The sequence below is a fragment of the Rhizobium sp. BK376 genome (genome assembly GCF_004341625.1).
Classification (GTDB): domain Bacteria; phylum Pseudomonadota; class Alphaproteobacteria; order Rhizobiales; family Rhizobiaceae; genus Rhizobium.
The window spans coordinates 89,331-103,605 of the sequence record NZ_SLZG01000015.1 but is presented as its reverse complement, the minus strand read 5'-3'; the positions used below and the strand labels follow the sequence as shown (position 1 = coordinate 103,605).

Below are 14,275 nucleotides of genomic sequence, written 5' to 3'. Positions count from 1 at the left end.
ACAAGGAGAACTTCAATGTCCATGATGGAAATGCAAAAGACGAGCGTCTTTCCCGACATCCAGCCAAGTCTTGGCCGCACGATCGTGCTCGCCGGCCTTGCCGCTGACATCACTTGGGAGATCTGGGCGCGCATCATCACGCCGCTTTGGGTCGGCGGACCGCTGGAGCCCGCAGCCCTTGTGCAATCGGTCTTCGGCTTCAACAACCTGCTCTTGGCCGAAGCGATCCACGCTGTCGTCGGCATCGTCTTCTACCCGATCGGCTATCTCTTCATCGCGCGCCCCCTGCAGAGACTGATCTTTCCGAAGCTGCCGCTGTTGCTCACTGGCGTTGGCTTCGGCACGGGGCTCTGGGTGTTTGCACTTTATGTGATGGCGCATCTGTTTGCCGGATTGCCGGCATTCCTCGGCTTCATCACGCTGACCTGGGCCTCGCTGATCGGCCATATCCTCTTCGGCACCGTCGTCGCGTTCGTCGTCCGCCAGATCGAACGATAAGGTGTCGCAGAAGAGGCCTGTGCGGTCCCACCATCCGCCGGACAGGTCTCTCGTTCCACAACGTCGTTCAAGTCGAAATGGCCACCCACAATGCCTGAATCCGAACATCCCGCACGCGTCGCCGATATCGTTGCCAAGACACTTTACGAGTACCGGGTGCGCCATGCCTTCGGCGTGCCGGGCGGAGAGGTCGTCACTCTGATCGACGCTCTGCAGACTGCGGGGATCGCTTTCAACCTGACCCGCCATGAGACCTCTGCCGCCATCATGGCAGCGGGCGCCAGCACCATCAGCGGCAATCCCGAGCTTTTGGTGACGACGGTTGGTCCCGGTCTTGCAAACGCCGTCAACGGCATCGCCGATGCGGTCCAGGAGCGCGTTCCACTGATCGTCATGTCCGGTATCGTCGATCGCGCCACCCGGGCGCGCTATACCCATCAGGTGATCGACCACGCCCAGCTCCTGCGCCCGCTGGTCAAGGCTTCCTTCGAAATCGAACCGGAAAGTGCCGGCTCCACCGTCGCACGGGCGATCGCAATCGCGACAACCGAGCCGATGGGACCAGTGCATCTCGACCTTTCGCCCGCGGTTGCAGCAATGATCGCTGCGAATGGCTCCGTGGCCACGCCTCCGATGCGACTTGCAACAAGCGCTTCGGTGACGGATCCGGCCGTTCGCGCCCTGTCGGAACGTATTCGCATGGCCGACCGGCCCTTGATTATCGCCGGCCTGGAAGCGGTACGCGGCAACGCCGGCCCGGCACTGCAACACTTGGCTGAGACGATCGGAGCGCCCGTTATCACGACCTACAAGGCGAAGGGCATCATTCCCGAGGACCACCCGCTGTCCCTTGGCGGCGCCGGCTTGTCGCCGCTTGCCGACCGCGTCCTGCTCCCTTTGTTCGAGAAGGCGGATCTGGTGCTTGCCTTCGGCTATGATCCGATCGAGATGCGGCTCGGCTGGCTCGATTTCGTGGCCGACCAGACAAAGCTCATCGATATTTCCAAAGCTCGTCCCGATCATGCCATGCATCACGCCGGCACATGGATTTCGGCAGAAACGAGAAGCATATTGCAGGCGCTCAATGGTTCGCTCGTCGCGCGCAAAGCCTGGGTCGGCGGCGAGCCGGCCAAGGCGAAAGCCGAGCTTGATCGCGTCTTTTCGACCAGGGATGCGTGGGGGCCGCACGCCATTGTCGATCACCTGAATGAAGTGGCCGGGACAGATGGCCTGGTCACGGTCGACAGCGGCGCCCACCGCATTCTGCTCTCGCAGAAATGGCGCGCGGCAACGCCGCTGTCCCTTCTTCAGTCGGCCGGCTTCTGCACGATGAACGCAGCACTCCCGCTGGCGATTGGCGTGAAGGTCGCGGATCCCTCGCGACGGGTGTTTGCGGTCATGGGTGATGGTGGGCTGGAGATGGGGATCGGCGAACTTGCGACCGTTCGGGATCTCGGCCTGCCGCTGACGATCGTTCTGTTCCAGGATCGTAGCCTCGCGCTGATCGCGATGAAACAGGCTTCCGCCGGCCTCGCCCCGGCCGGCGTTGCCCTTGGTGAAACAGATTTTGCTGCCGTCGCATTTGGGTTCGGCGGCTACGGCGTGAACGTGGAGACGATCGATGACTTCCGCAACGAGCTTGAGGCTGCCGGCAGACGCAAGAGTTTCAGCCTCATCGCCTGCAGGTTCGATGCCAGCGCCTATAACGGCGCCTTCTGATGTCGCGCCAGCGATAGCGCCGACCGGCCAGACGGCGAAACGTCCACGCGACCCGCGCCTCGACTTCTTCCGTGGCGTCGGCATGCTCATCATCCTGCTTGCGCATATACCGAGCGACGGCTGGGCGCTCTGGATCCCCGCACGCTTCGGATTCTCGGACGCCACCGAGATGTTCGTGTTTCAATCGGGCATGGCGTCGGCGATTGCATTCGGCGCGACCTATGACCGCAACGGCGCCATTGCGCTCATTGCCCGCGTCGCACAGCGCATCTGGCAGATCTTCTGGGCCCATGTCGCCGTCTTCATCGTGGTGGCAGCCATCATGGTGATCGCCGGGACGCGCTATGACGGCGTCACCTATGTCGACAGCCTGAACCTCGTGCCGTTCATGAAGGATCCTGGCCATCTGCTGGTCGGGCTGCTGACACTGACCTACGTGCCGAACTATTTCGATATCCTGCCGATGTACATCGTCATCCTGGCGTTGATGCCATTGATGATCTTTGCCTCGAAGGCAAACCGTTACCTGCCGTTTTTTCTGATGACCGTCCTATGGCTTGCCACGCAGTTCGGCCTGACGCGGCTGCCGGCCGAGCCCTGGTCGGATCGCCCCTGGTTCTTCGATCCGTTCGGTTGGCAGTTCCTCTTCTTCACCGGTTTCTTCCTGATGCGGGGCGTGCTGCCGGCGCCGGGTTACGACCGCCGCCTGATGGCGCTCGCGATTGCCGTCGTGATCGCGACGGTGCCCTTCGCATGGGTCCGTTTCCAGGAGGTTCACCCCTTCTTCCAGATGGCTGCCGTGCGCATCGCTCCACTCACCGACAAGACCAACTTCGGCTTGCTGCGCTTTGCTCACTTCATGGCGCTCTGCTACATCGCCGTCCATGTGGTCGGCTTCAAAGGGGCGCGGCTGCGCGGTCCGCTCGTTCGGCTGTTGACCGTCGTCGGCCAGCAATCGCTCGCCGTGTTCATAACAGGCATGGTGATCGCTCAGCCGATCGGTATCGCGCTTGACCACGCCGGCCGCACGACGAGTGCGGAAGTGGTTGGCAACCTGTTCGGGTTCGCGACCCTTGTCGGTACGGCCTATCTCGTCCGTTGGTTCAAATCCTCTCCCTGGAAATCGTGAGGCGTCGATGTCCGATCACCCAAAGCCCGCCAGCCTCGAAGGTCTGCGTGTCCTTGATCTCTCGCGTATCCTTGCCGGACCGACGTCGACACAGCTTCTCGCCGATCTCGGCGCCGACGTCATCAAGGTCGAACGGCCAGGCGCCGGCGACGATACCCGCGGTTGGGGTCCACCCTTCGTTGCCAATGCCGATGGCAGCGACAGCGATCTCAGCGCCTATTTCCTCTCGGCCAACCGTAACAAGCGATCGATCGCGATCGATCTGGCGACCGAAGACGGGGTGACCCTCGTCAAACGGCTGGCGGCGATTTCCGACGTCGTGATCGAAAACTACAAGCCGGGCGACCTTGCCCGTCGTGGCCTCGGCTACGACGATATCTGCAAGGTCAAGCCGGATATCGTCTGGTGCGCGATCTCCGGCTTCGGCCAGACCGGGCCCTATGCCGATCGCACTGGCTACGATTTCCTGATCCAGGCCATGGGCGGCATCATGAGCATTACCGGCGACAGCGATGAGAATGGCGGCCGCCCCGTCAAGGTCGGTCTCGGCATTGCCGACGTCATGTGCGGCATGTACGCAACCGTCGGCATTCTCGCCGCCCTTCGCCATCGCGATCACACTGGCGAGGGCCAGTATATCGATCTCGCGCTCTACGACGCGCAGGTTGCATGGCTGATCAATGCGGCGACGAACCATCTGGTCTCCGGCAAGATACCCGGGCGTATCGGCAACAGGCATCCCAACATCGCACCCTACCAGACTTTTGCCACGGCCAATGGGGACATTGCCGTCGCGGTCGGAAACGATCAGCAGTTCCAGAGGTTTACCGCCACAATCGACAGGCCAGAACTATCCGAAGATCCGCGCTTTCGTCGCAACCGCGACCGGGTCGTCAATATCGATGCCCTTGATGCGTTGATCACCGGCGCGCTCGCACATGACACCGCTGAGGGGTGGGTCGAGAGGATTCTTGCAGCAGAGGTTCCGGCAGGAAAAGTCGCCGATATCGGTCAAGTCCTGAGCGACCCGCACACGCTGGCGCGGGAGATGGTGGTGGAAATGGAGACGCACGGCGCACAACCGCTCCGGCTTCTAGGGAACCCTCTGAAAATGTCCGCGACGCCAGTGCGTTTTGATCGGGCTCCGCCGCATGTCGATCAGGATCGCGACGATATCCTGCAGCTCCTGCGCGGTCTTGAGATGAATGCACGGTCTTGAAACGACAATAGAGAAATGATTTCGGGAGTCTGATGTGTCCGAGAAGCCTGTACCATATACGATCGATATTGCGGACGCCGTCCTGGATGACGTCAAGCGAAGGCTAGACATGACGCGCTGGCCTGACGACCTGGGCAACGAGGACTGGGGATATGGCGTCAACCTTGAGTATCTGAAGTCCCTGGTCGACTATTGGCGGGATGAATTCGACTGGCGTGCCGTCGAACGTCGGATGAATGCTTTTGCCAACTTCAAGACGATCGTTGACGGCGTCGATATCCACTTCATCCGCGAAAGGGGCTATGGCCCAAAGCCTATGGCACTTATTCTCACTCACGGCTGGCCGTGGTCATTCTGGGATATGAAGAAGATTGTTCATCCACTCGCAGATCCAGCGGCTTTCGGCGGTGATCCGGCGGATGCCTTCGACGTCATCGTCCCCTCACTTCCCGGCTACGGCTTTTCCGGGCTAACGTCACGCGCCGGGATCAGTTTTTCGGATACGGCCGACCTGTGGGACCGCCTTATGACGGAGCAGCTCGGCCATGATAGATACGCGGCAAGCGGCGGCGACTGGGGCGCGCTGATCTCTTCGCAACTCGGCCACAAATACACGCCGCATCTTCATGGCGTTCATCTCATGCACCCCATGCTGCTTGATCAATTCAACACCGAGCGGCCGTGGGACGTGACCGCTCGCGCCTGGGACACCGGCCGGACCCGGCCATCAGCAAATACGATGAAGTTCGTTTCGCACTTCGCCGTGCAGGTTCTCGATCCGCAAACGCTGGCCTACGGGTTGACTGATTCGCCTGTCGGACTTCTGGCCTGGCTCTTGGAGCGGTGGCGCGCCTGGGGAGACGGCGGTGGAGATCCGCAAAAAGTTTATTCCCGCGAGCACATGATCACAACAGCCATGCTTTATTGGGCGACCGGCACCGCCGCATCCTCAATGCGCGCCTATGCGGATGCAGCGCGCCACCCCTGGCAACCATCACATGACAAGATGCCTGTCGTACAGGCGCCGACGGGTATCACGTTTCTTGGAGGTGAGAACCCACCCGGTGTGTCGACTGCCGAGCGCATCGATTTGTTCAAATCCGGCCCGCGTGCGAGCTTCTTCAACACGGTCTATCTGAATGCTCACGCAACCGGCGGCCACTTCGGTTACTACGAGAACCCAGGGGCAGTGATCACCGACATCCGCGCGATGTTTAGGCCGTATCGTTAGTCCACGGCGCGCCTGAACACGTCGTTGTGACGTGTTGTAAGACAGCTTCAGTTGACACGGCGACATCACGACGTCATGATGTCGCTATGTCAGATACTTCTAATTTCCCTCTGTATTATATAGTAGAGACGGCGTTAGCGGGGGAAATTACCAACGGTTTCCTCAAGCCCGGCGACCAGCTTCCGACCGAAGAGAATCTTATGAGACGGTTCGGGGTAAGCCGCACCACGGTCAGGAAGGCGATAGAGGCTTTGGTTAACCGGAGCGTGGTGGAAATTCGCCGCGGCAAGGGGACCTATGTCACGCAGCCGAAGATCCGGCAGGAACTGACTGAGCTCAGTGGATTCGTCGAGGACATGTTGGCGGTCGGTCGCAACCCGACCGCGCGTCTGATCAGCAGCGAAGCGGTGACGGCCGATTCCACGGTTGCGGAACGGCTGGAAGTTCCAACTGGTACCAGGGTCTACCGGATAGAGCGTATCCGATTGGCCGATGGCGTTCCCGTCTCCTTTGATGAAACCTACCTTCCTTTAGAGATCGGAGAGAAGATTGCATCGAATGATTTGGAAGCAGAGCCGATCTTTTCCCTATTGGAAGCAAAATACGACATCCCCTTGATCGAGGCCGAATACCAATTGGAGGCGACAACGGCCGATGCCCGTTCCGCCGAGGCGCTCGGGATCGAGGCAGGTGCGCCGATCTTCCTCATCGAGCGCACATCTTTTTGTGCGGGTCCGACCCCGATCGACTACGAGCGGCTCTACTACCGAGGCGATCTCGTTCGATTTGTCACGCGCCTTTCACGGCGCCCGCGCGAACGCAGCTAAGGCTTCAGACCATGGAGTGGCACGTGTTCTGGCTGTTTATGGCAGCGTTTTCATCAAGCCTCGTCGGCGGGCTTCTTGGAATGTCCAGCGGAATTTTCGTGGTCCCTCTGCTAACCATTGCATTTGGTATGAGCATTCGGACAGCCGTGGGTGTCAGCCTAGTCTCGGTGATCGCATGCTCATGCGCCAGCGCGGCGCCATTTCTGAAGAGCCGATTAACCAATGTCAGACTTGCCGTCGTTCTGGAAGGCGCGACGACATCGGGCGCGCTGGCTGGCGTCCTGCTGAGCGGGGTCATGTCGACTGGGGGCCTCTATGTTTTGTTTGCGGCCGTTTTGCTTGCTTCGGCTTGGCAGATGGTGCGGAGACGCGCCGCAATACCACTATCGCCCCTTCCCGTGGGCGACTGGTCAAGCTCGCTCGCACTTCACTCGAGCTACACCGATAGGCATAAGAAAGTGCTCGTCAATTACACCGTTGGCAAGCTTCCTTTAGGACTCGGTTTGATGTTTTTCGCCGGACTTCTGTCGGCTCTTCTAGGCATCGGAAGCGGGGTTCTGAAGATCCCTGCCATGGATACCGCGTTGCGGCTGCCGCTTCGAGTTTCCTCAGCGACATCGAATTTCATGATCGGAGTAACAGCGACGGCCAGCGCCGGCCCTTACTTCCTCAGAGGCGGTATCGATCCATCGGTGGCCGGCCCGATCATCCTCGGCTCCGTCCTTGGCGCCCTGCTTGGCGCCAAGCTCCTGCTCAAGCTCCCTGTCGAGATGTTGCGGCGGGCGTTTGCGGCCATCCTGTTGATCCTCGCTTGTCAGATGCTGACCACAGGATTGGCATTCTGTTTTTCTTGAGATGAGACAATGCAAGACGATTATGCCAAAGAAATGCCGCCGGATCAATATGTTGGCCTGATCCGACTGTTGCAGCTGGGAACCCTGGTCGGATTCCTGCTTATCTTGAGCGGCCTTTTGATGCCGTCGATCTGGACGACGGACCCCTATCCTTCTGTCGCCCGACGTCTCATTCAGGGTGGCGTCGCTCTATTCATTCTTCTTCCGAGCGCCCGAGTCGCGCTCCTTTTCTGCCTGTATTTCCAGGCTGGCGATATGCGCATGGCGGCGGTTTCCGCCGCCGTGCTCATCATTCTCGGCGCAAGCCTCTGCTTCGCCTTTTGAGTTTGCAAATGAGGAATACCAATGAGCATGAAAAGCTTGTTTTCAAGGTTTGCCATCTCCCCTTTGCCCCTTCCGATATCCTGGTACTCGCTGCCATTGCGAGCGATTGTCGGCTTCGGTTTCATGCAGCACGGCTATGCCAAGCTAGCTCGCGGTCCTGACGACTTCATTGGAATTTTGAAGACCATGCATGTGCCCCTACCTGCGTTAGCGGGTTTCGGAACGATTGCTGTCGAGTTGATCGGCGGATTTTTTATCCTGATCGGTGGTTTTGTGCCGTTGGCTGCCATTCCGATGCTTGTTGTCTTGGCGGTCGCAGTCATAACCGCTCATCTTCCCAACGGCTTCAGTTCCATCAAACTCCTGAGCTTCGATGCAAATGGAGCTCATTTTGGTCAACCCGGATACGAAACCGATCTTCTTTATGCCGCGGCAATTCTGGCGATGTGCATTGGCGGCGCGGGCCCACTGTCGCTTGATCGCATGCTAAAGAGATCCCACTGAGAAGCGCGACCAGGCTCTTGCCGGGCATCTTCCCACGGCGACCGTTCATCAGGCGCCCACGCTCATCGCAAGGATCCGGCTGATTTGGGTCAGATCCCTACCACTTTCGACGGACCAGCGATTGAAGGCGGCCTGAACGGATAGGAGATCCGTCTTCGAAGTCGGGGCACGATCAACCACGCTTTCCCGGATGAGGACAAGCACGACAACGCGCGTCAGGATAAACGCCGGCCTGCCGATTGCACGAAGGAAGCGCCCGGCGGTTTCCCCGCCCAGTTGACTGGCCCGCGCCTTCAGGATGGCAAGCAACCCGACATAGTCGTCGTCAGGCCAATCGGCAAAAAATCGACCGGCACTGCCATAATCTTCCCGCAATGATATCAGGAACTGGGCGTTAACCGGCACGGATCTTATCTCGCGGCCGTTGCGGACGATGGAAAGATCGCGCAGCAGTTCCGCCAGATGATCATCCGTCATGACCGCGCAAGCGTTGACGTCGAAACCGACAAACGCGCGTTCAAAGCCTGGCCATTTTGCCTCGATCACCTTGGCAAAAAATCGGCAGTAAACAGTCGTCGCGTCATTTCGGCCAGGATTTGGTCGTCGGATAGCCTCGATATCTCGTCCGCCGACCGGGAGGCAGAGGCGCTCAGATGTCTTCCAGCCGAGCGTGACCACCCATGCGATCGGCTGCAATCGTGAAAATGTCCTCGAATTTCATCCCTTCGAACGCCTTCCCTTTACAATGACTGCGGTCAATTGCAAACCTGTTCTCAAGCGGCCCGCGCTCGCCGTATAGCTTCAACCAGTTGCTCCTTCCCCAGCACGCCCGAATAGGCGGTCCTCCCGATCACAAAGGACGGTGTGCCGGCGAAATTGAAAGCTAGCGCCTGATTGTAATTACGGGTGAGGAGATCGGAAATCTTCTTATCATTCCGCTGGACTGCTTCAGCGATCTTGGAAAGATCAAGGCCGGCCGACGTCAGAAGTCTTTTGACATCGTCTTCGCTAAGCGAAGCGGGTGTCGCCATCAAGGCTTCCATGGCTTTTCTGTAGGAACCGATCTCGCTTGCACCGAGCACCGCCTGCGACGCAAACACGGAAACATCGCCGAATACCGGCCAGTCCTTCATGATCAGCCGGACCTTGCCATCTTGGGCAACAACCGATTCCACGTCCGGATGGCTTTTCTTGCAATAGGGGCATTGATAGTCGAAAAATTCGACGATGGTGACGTCGCCCTTGGGGTTGCCGAGAACCGGGGCATCCGGATCGTGGAAAACTTCGTCCTCTGTCAACTGCTGGGCAAAACCCAGCCGGGGAGCCAAAGCAGCTGCGACGACGCCGCTAGCGGCGACCGAAAGAAATTGCCTGCGAATGAGCATATCATTGTCCTATTTCTGATTGCCGCCCGATTAAAAGCTTAACTACCGCTCTTCGCCGCTGAAGCCGCTTTCAAAACCTCATCCGTGCCGAACTCGCCGATCAATCGTCCGCCAGCCTGCTCACGATCGGCCTGAAAGAAAATCATCGTCGGCGGGCCCACGACATTAAGCGCGCGCATCAGCTCACGTTGTTCGGGGCCGACATTGGTCAGATCGATCTTGAACGTCTTCAGCGGCGAAAGCGCATCGGCAACATCCGGCCTGGAGAAGACATTCCGATCGATCGAGCGGCAACTCACGCACCAATCGGCTGTAAAATAGACCAGGCTCGCCTTGCCCGCCGAACGCGCAGCGTCGAGCTGCTCGGCCAGTTGCGACTTCGAGGTGATGGAGGCCATCTGCGCCTCGGGGCTGGTCCTTGCGGCCGTTCGCGCAACGCCGAAGCCATCGAGCGGGCGCAGTGGATCGATGGAACCTGCGGCAAACCCGACAACGAGCACGACCGCATAGGCGGCTGCAAGCAGCCCGACCGACTGCAAACCCATGCGCACCGGGGTCGTGCGGCCTTTCGTGACATCGAAGGCACCCAGGAAGACGGCGACCGCCATCGACCAGGCGGCCCAGAGGCCAAGCGGCAGCCATTGCGGGAGCACCGGCTCTCCCATCCAGATTGCAAAGGCGAGGAACACGAAGCCGAATACGTGCTTGACCGAAGTCATCCATGCTCCTGCTCGCGGCAAGGCCTGAGCACCGACCGTCCCAAAAATCACCAGCGGAACACCCTTGCCGAGACCGAGCGCAAACAGCAGCGCTGCCCCAAGAGCGATATCGCCCGTCCGAGCGACATAAAGCAGCGCGCCCGCAAGCGGGGCCGTTACGCAGGGACCGATGATGAAGGCCGAGGAAAATCCAAGTATGGCGGCCGACCCAACGGATCCGCCGACCGTTTTATCCGAGCGACTAAGTCTCGTCACCCACGCAGAAGGGAGTTGCAGTTCGTAGAGGCCGAACATCGACAACGCGAGGAGGGCAAAAATGACCGCCACCGCCGCGACCGTGAAAGGCGACTGCAGCGCAATCTGCAGGTTCTCGCCGGTCCACGCTGCTGCCGCCCCGAAAATCGCAAACGCCGAGGCGAGTGCGATTGCATAGCTTGCCGACAGGACGAGGCCGCGCCGCGCGTTGAGCTTCTCTCCCTCGCGTGCAAGGGTGGCTGCCAGAATGGGATAAAGCGGGAAAACACAAGGCGTAAACGCCAAGAGAATACCAAATCCGACAAAAGCCATCAGAAGAAGCGGGACACCACCGCGCGACAGGAACCCACCGACGATATCGTCCTCGCTCGCCGCAGGCACGACGGACGCAGTGTTCGCAGATGCGTGCGTCTCTGTCATTTTGTTCGCCGACGCGACCTTGGACCATGCCGAGCGTCCGCCGGTCGGTGATGAAAACACAGGCTCTTCGGAAATCACTAGCGTTGCGGGATCGATGACACGCCGCGCTGGGGGATAGCAGAGACCGTGCTCCTGACATCCCTGATAGGTGACGGTCACTGCGGAACTGGCGGAACCAAGCTCCGCATCGGCGTGATCGAAGTAAACTTCTGATTTGCCGAAGTTGGGATCGTCCTTTTCGACACCCGGCATAGTCAGCAATTGAATGGAGCTGCCGTCGGAAGCTTTGGCAGAAAGGTACTGCCGGTAAAGGTAATATCCAGGCGGCATTTCCCAATGAAGATGAATGCCACCGCCATTTGACCGAACGAGCGAAAACTTGAACGCATCGCTCATCGCAAGCGGCGCCTCGGCTGCAAGCACCGAGCCAACCAGGGAACCGAGAAAGAAGATAGTGACCAGGAATCGCATGCTTTGCTCGCCCAACGTGGAAACTCTAAGATGCCAAAACGTCATGCGACGTAGCGCGCCGGCTGACTGACATAGCCGGCCATCGCGCGCAGCAGGCCATCCGCATCCGAACGTTCGGCGTCCAAGAGATCGGCGAGGGCCACAATGACCTCCTGCCTGCCCCAGCCAATGGCGGTCGCACCATCGATGAGGGCGTTGAGATCGGTCACCACCGACCTTTGACACTCGCGAAGTCGATTCGGATGGTGATGCGAAAGAGGAGGTGGAGCAATCATAGTTCGGGATCCCAAAATAGTTTCAGCGTCCCGCCTGCCCAGATGCCAGATACTTGGGCAGGCGGTTCTTGGTGAAAGCGCCAGTCACGGAGCAGGCTGCGCTCTCACCGCGTCCCAGTTGGCATTGGCCTTTTTAATGTAGCCGCCGATATCCGAACGCCAGGTCTTCGCAACATCGTCGTTGTAATTGAGATAGAGCTTGTCATCGACGACCGTGAAGGCCTGCGGCTGGGTTGGAGCTTTGTGTCCCTCGGCGGTCCCGAATGCGCAATACCCCCCATATTGTGGAGCATAGTGTTCCGGTTCCTTCGTAAAGGCATCACGATGCGCGGCGGTCGCGAAATAGAAGGTCACGCCCTTATACGAGATCGAGAATTCCTCCGTACCCCTCACCGGCTTGTGATCGGTGAAATACGCGACCGGATCGTAGCCGTTGATGGCAACCCCGTTGGTTGCATAGACTTCGTCGGCGAAGGCGATCGATGCCGAGGACAATGCGAGAATGGCGGCCGTGGCAATAGGCACCATACGCGGGATGTAAGTCATGATCATTTCCTTTGCGTTTGAGACGAACGTCGCCGATACGCGCGTGGTCTGGGAAACGTTACAGCCACGCCGTTCACACTTTTGTGCGTGCCGTGCGGATGCTCACTGCGAGCACATTGCAAGTGCGACCTGGGATCGAAGCTGCCGGATTTCACGATCGTTCTTGGCAGATTCGCGCAACAAATGATCGAAACGGGCATCGGGTGCCCGCGAAATCTCCCAAAACGTGATGGCAAGGATGACGGGAGTTGTCGAGGTCAGGTTGCGATTACGCGACTGTTCCCGCTGCGTCGGCTCCTCAGCTCTTGCCTTGCCCCAAACCTTGAGGGTGCAGTCGCCGCCGACATCGATGCGCACAACGGCTTCCACGGACGCGTCTGGACGAGCGGTACCGTGGCGAAACGCGGACGTTTCGACGTGAAGTCGCAATGTAGAGGCATCAATGACATGAGGCAGCATGGCAACGCCGGTTTCGACCTCAAAGACAATGCCGGGACGGACACGAGAGAAATCAATCGGCAGTTCGCGCTGGGACTGAATGAGGTGAGCGATACTCGGTGTGATCACCTGCCCCCAGACGGCCGCACCTTCTGCGAAGGGATGGATGATGGAGTGGCCCATGCTGGGACATACGATGGAATGCAGCATGATCACGTTTCCTTTGTAACGGTTGGACTGAACGTCTTGGTCGAACTTTGCCAAGGCTGAACACCTTGCTGTCCGTTAGTTCGCAAGATGCCGCCCCGTTGTTACAAGGCGCTCCAGCTAATTTTTCGGGAAAAGGATCATCTTGGAAAGCCGATGGCCGTCAAACCGGCATCGAGCATGTCTGCGCTGGCCTCGTGGCCGCCATGGTGGATGCACATGATGCTGTCGCCTCGTATGCAGCCGGGAACGTCATCGCACTTGATGCCGTCAAGCGTGATCGTCCTCGCATCCTTCATATCGCATTTTGCACGCGATCGCAGGATCGCCATGCTGTCATAGGCGTTTCCCTGGTGAAAGTTTGCACTAAGCGCGCGTCCGGCAAGCGGAAAGGTCTGATCAGCGGTACCGTGAAAATGGATGATCGGTGGAACGTCCGCAACGCAATCCTCCGACTTTGGAAGCGGATCCCAGAAAACGCCAGAGAAGGTGATCATAGCGACTGCTCTTTCCCCTTGTTGGCAAGCAGTATACCAGGCCATCGAGGCACCGATGGAAAAACCTCCGATGACGGTTTTATCGGCGGTGAAACCATAGCGTTGACGTAGGTCGTCGAGGACATCGGCGATAAAGGTCTTTTCGTCTCGTCCGGGGCGGGCGCTGTGGGGAAACGACCAACTGCCATTGATCCCGTCCACCGCGACATAGGCAAGATGGTGCGAAAGGGTCGTGTCGACGAGCGGACGTTGTTGCATCTGCAGCTCCGCCGAACTTTTGTAACCGTGGAAGTAAACGTAGGCACCCCGAATATCGCCATCCTTCGGCAGCTCGATTCGATAGTTCCCGTCCTGAACCCGACAGGCGGTCGCACCGCCGCAGTTGACTGCGGCAAATAAATGTTGGGGCAGAGCCGCCAGCATCAAAAGGCACAACAAAAGACTTCTCGCCATCGATACGCTCCCACCAATCGGAATTCAGTGAGCATGCGTAAGGCTTCGGGCGACCGCAGACAATTTGCCCGAAAATCAAATTAGCGAGAGGCGTCGGCTTTCCAGGCTCCCTTCGAATCGGAAATCAGAGCCCAGGATTGAACATCGGTTGGTCCTGAGGCGTTACGCTATGCGAAGGGCAGCCCACTTAAGTCGCAGCGCATCATGGTTCGATGAACGACTTCGGGACCGGATATTCCTCGTTGGGCTATCTGCGCAAATTCCCCTTCAACAACATCAGGTCTTTCGTTCGTGAACCTCGAGG

At 59.0% G+C, this 14,275-nt stretch carries 16 protein-coding genes; 9 read left to right on the top strand and 7 right to left on the bottom strand.

All coding sequences use genetic code 11. From position 1 onward, the window contains the following. Window positions 1-15: 15 nt before the first annotated feature. From EV561_RS26435 to EV561_RS26395, 9 genes are all read left to right on the top strand, one after another. On the top strand, window positions 16-498 hold the full coding sequence (locus EV561_RS26435; RefSeq protein WP_132526094.1) for a hypothetical protein: 483 nt from the start codon (window positions 16-18) through the stop codon (window positions 496-498). Between the two features lie 90 nt (window positions 499-588). Further along, window positions 589-2,217, top strand: coding sequence for a thiamine pyrophosphate-binding protein (locus tag EV561_RS26430; protein ID WP_132526092.1), 1,629 nt, complete (start codon window positions 589-591; stop codon window positions 2,215-2,217). Further along, window positions 2,189-3,346, top strand: a complete 1,158-nt coding sequence (locus EV561_RS26425; protein WP_132526090.1) for an OpgC domain-containing protein — start codon at window positions 2,189-2,191, stop codon at window positions 3,344-3,346. The genes EV561_RS26430 and EV561_RS26425 overlap by 29 nt, the downstream gene beginning before the upstream one ends. Before the next feature lie 7 nt (window positions 3,347-3,353). Then, the gene (locus EV561_RS26420) at window positions 3,354-4,565 is read left to right on the top strand and encodes a CoA transferase (protein WP_132526088.1); all 1,212 of its coding nucleotides are present in this window, start codon (window positions 3,354-3,356) and stop codon (window positions 4,563-4,565) included. A gap of 34 nt (window positions 4,566-4,599) precedes the next feature. Beyond that, the gene (locus EV561_RS26415; protein ID WP_132526086.1) at window positions 4,600-5,796 is read left to right on the top strand and encodes an epoxide hydrolase; all 1,197 of its coding nucleotides are present in this window, start codon (window positions 4,600-4,602) and stop codon (window positions 5,794-5,796) included. Window positions 5,797-5,882: 86 nt separating this feature from the next. Next, window positions 5,883-6,623 carry a GntR family transcriptional regulator gene (locus EV561_RS26410; protein WP_132526196.1) on the top strand — a complete coding sequence of 247 codons (741 nt, stop codon included), beginning with the start codon at window positions 5,883-5,885 and terminating at the stop codon, window positions 6,621-6,623. 11 nt (window positions 6,624-6,634) lie between these two features. Then, window positions 6,635-7,477: a sulfite exporter TauE/SafE family protein gene (locus EV561_RS26405; protein ID WP_132526084.1), complete on the top strand. Its 843-nt coding sequence runs from the start codon at window positions 6,635-6,637 to the stop codon at window positions 7,475-7,477. A 9-nt stretch (window positions 7,478-7,486) separates the two neighbouring features. After that, a complete protein-coding gene (locus EV561_RS26400; RefSeq protein WP_132526082.1) occupies window positions 7,487-7,801 on the top strand; it encodes a DUF1634 domain-containing protein in 315 nt (104 codons plus the stop codon). Window positions 7,802-7,822: 21 nt separating this feature from the next. After that, window positions 7,823-8,305 carry a DoxX family protein gene (locus EV561_RS26395; RefSeq protein ID WP_132526080.1) on the top strand — a complete coding sequence of 161 codons (483 nt, stop codon included), beginning with the start codon at window positions 7,823-7,825 and terminating at the stop codon, window positions 8,303-8,305. Between the two features lie 48 nt (window positions 8,306-8,353). Here EV561_RS26395 and EV561_RS26390 read toward each other — a convergent pair whose 3' ends face one another. The 7 genes from EV561_RS26390 to EV561_RS26365 all read right to left on the bottom strand — a co-directional run bounded on the left by EV561_RS26390 (window position 8,354) and on the right by EV561_RS26365 (window position 13,776). Next, a complete protein-coding gene (locus EV561_RS26390; protein WP_132526078.1) occupies window positions 8,354-9,001 on the bottom strand; it encodes a DNA-3-methyladenine glycosylase I in 648 nt (215 codons plus the stop codon). 77 nt (window positions 9,002-9,078) lie between these two features. After that, window positions 9,079-9,690, bottom strand: a complete 612-nt coding sequence (locus tag EV561_RS26385; RefSeq protein WP_132526076.1) for a DsbA family protein — start codon at window positions 9,688-9,690, stop codon at window positions 9,079-9,081. Between the two features lie 38 nt (window positions 9,691-9,728). Next, window positions 9,729-11,555 carry a protein-disulfide reductase DsbD gene (gene dsbD / locus EV561_RS26380; RefSeq protein WP_165927918.1) on the bottom strand — a complete coding sequence of 609 codons (1,827 nt, stop codon included), beginning with the start codon at window positions 11,553-11,555 and terminating at the stop codon, window positions 9,729-9,731. Window positions 11,556-11,596: 41 nt separating this feature from the next. Further along, a complete protein-coding gene (locus EV561_RS37300) occupies window positions 11,597-11,764 on the bottom strand; it encodes a hypothetical protein (RefSeq protein ID WP_165927917.1) in 168 nt (55 codons plus the stop codon). Window positions 11,765-11,914: 150 nt separating this feature from the next. Then, entirely contained in the window at window positions 11,915-12,376 is a 462-nt protein-coding gene (locus tag EV561_RS26375; protein WP_132526072.1) for a YHS domain-containing (seleno)protein, read from the bottom strand. 102 nt (window positions 12,377-12,478) lie between these two features. After that, the gene (locus EV561_RS26370; RefSeq protein WP_132526070.1) at window positions 12,479-13,024 is read right to left on the bottom strand and encodes a hypothetical protein; all 546 of its coding nucleotides are present in this window, start codon (window positions 13,022-13,024) and stop codon (window positions 12,479-12,481) included. A 137-nt stretch (window positions 13,025-13,161) separates the two neighbouring features. Next, window positions 13,162-13,776, bottom strand: coding sequence for a poly(3-hydroxybutyrate) depolymerase (locus EV561_RS26365; RefSeq protein ID WP_245512939.1), 615 nt, complete (start codon window positions 13,774-13,776; stop codon window positions 13,162-13,164). Window positions 13,777-14,275 lie beyond the last annotated feature (499 nt).

Excerpts from the sequence above, each read along its gene's own strand:
- EV561_RS26435 (WP_132526094.1), top strand. The coding sequence starts at position 16 with ATGTCCATGATGGAAATGCAAAAGACGAGCGTCTTTCCCGACATCCAG.
- EV561_RS26430 (WP_132526092.1), top strand. The coding sequence starts at position 589 with ATGCCTGAATCCGAACATCCCGCACGCGTCGCCGATATCGTTGCCAAG.
- EV561_RS26425 (WP_132526090.1), top strand. The coding sequence starts at position 2,189 with ATGCCAGCGCCTATAACGGCGCCTTCTGATGTCGCGCCAGCGATAGCG.
- EV561_RS26420 (WP_132526088.1), top strand. The coding sequence starts at position 3,354 with ATGTCCGATCACCCAAAGCCCGCCAGCCTCGAAGGTCTGCGTGTCCTT.
- EV561_RS26410 (WP_132526196.1), top strand. The coding sequence starts at position 5,883 with ATGTCAGATACTTCTAATTTCCCTCTGTATTATATAGTAGAGACGGCG.
- EV561_RS26405 (WP_132526084.1), top strand. The coding sequence starts at position 6,635 with ATGGAGTGGCACGTGTTCTGGCTGTTTATGGCAGCGTTTTCATCAAGC.
- EV561_RS26400 (WP_132526082.1), top strand. The coding sequence starts at position 7,487 with ATGCAAGACGATTATGCCAAAGAAATGCCGCCGGATCAATATGTTGGC.
- EV561_RS26395 (WP_132526080.1), top strand. The coding sequence starts at position 7,823 with ATGAGCATGAAAAGCTTGTTTTCAAGGTTTGCCATCTCCCCTTTGCCC.
- EV561_RS26385 (WP_132526076.1), bottom strand. The coding sequence starts at position 9,690 with ATGCTCATTCGCAGGCAATTTCTTTCGGTCGCCGCTAGCGGCGTCGTC.
- dsbD (WP_165927918.1), bottom strand. The coding sequence starts at position 11,555 with ATGCGATTCCTGGTCACTATCTTCTTTCTCGGTTCCCTGGTTGGCTCG.
- EV561_RS26375 (WP_132526072.1), bottom strand. The coding sequence starts at position 12,376 with ATGACTTACATCCCGCGTATGGTGCCTATTGCCACGGCCGCCATTCTC.
- EV561_RS26370 (WP_132526070.1), bottom strand. The coding sequence starts at position 13,024 with ATGCTGCATTCCATCGTATGTCCCAGCATGGGCCACTCCATCATCCAT.
- EV561_RS26365 (WP_245512939.1), bottom strand. The coding sequence starts at position 13,776 with ATGCAACAACGTCCGCTCGTCGACACGACCCTTTCGCACCATCTTGCC.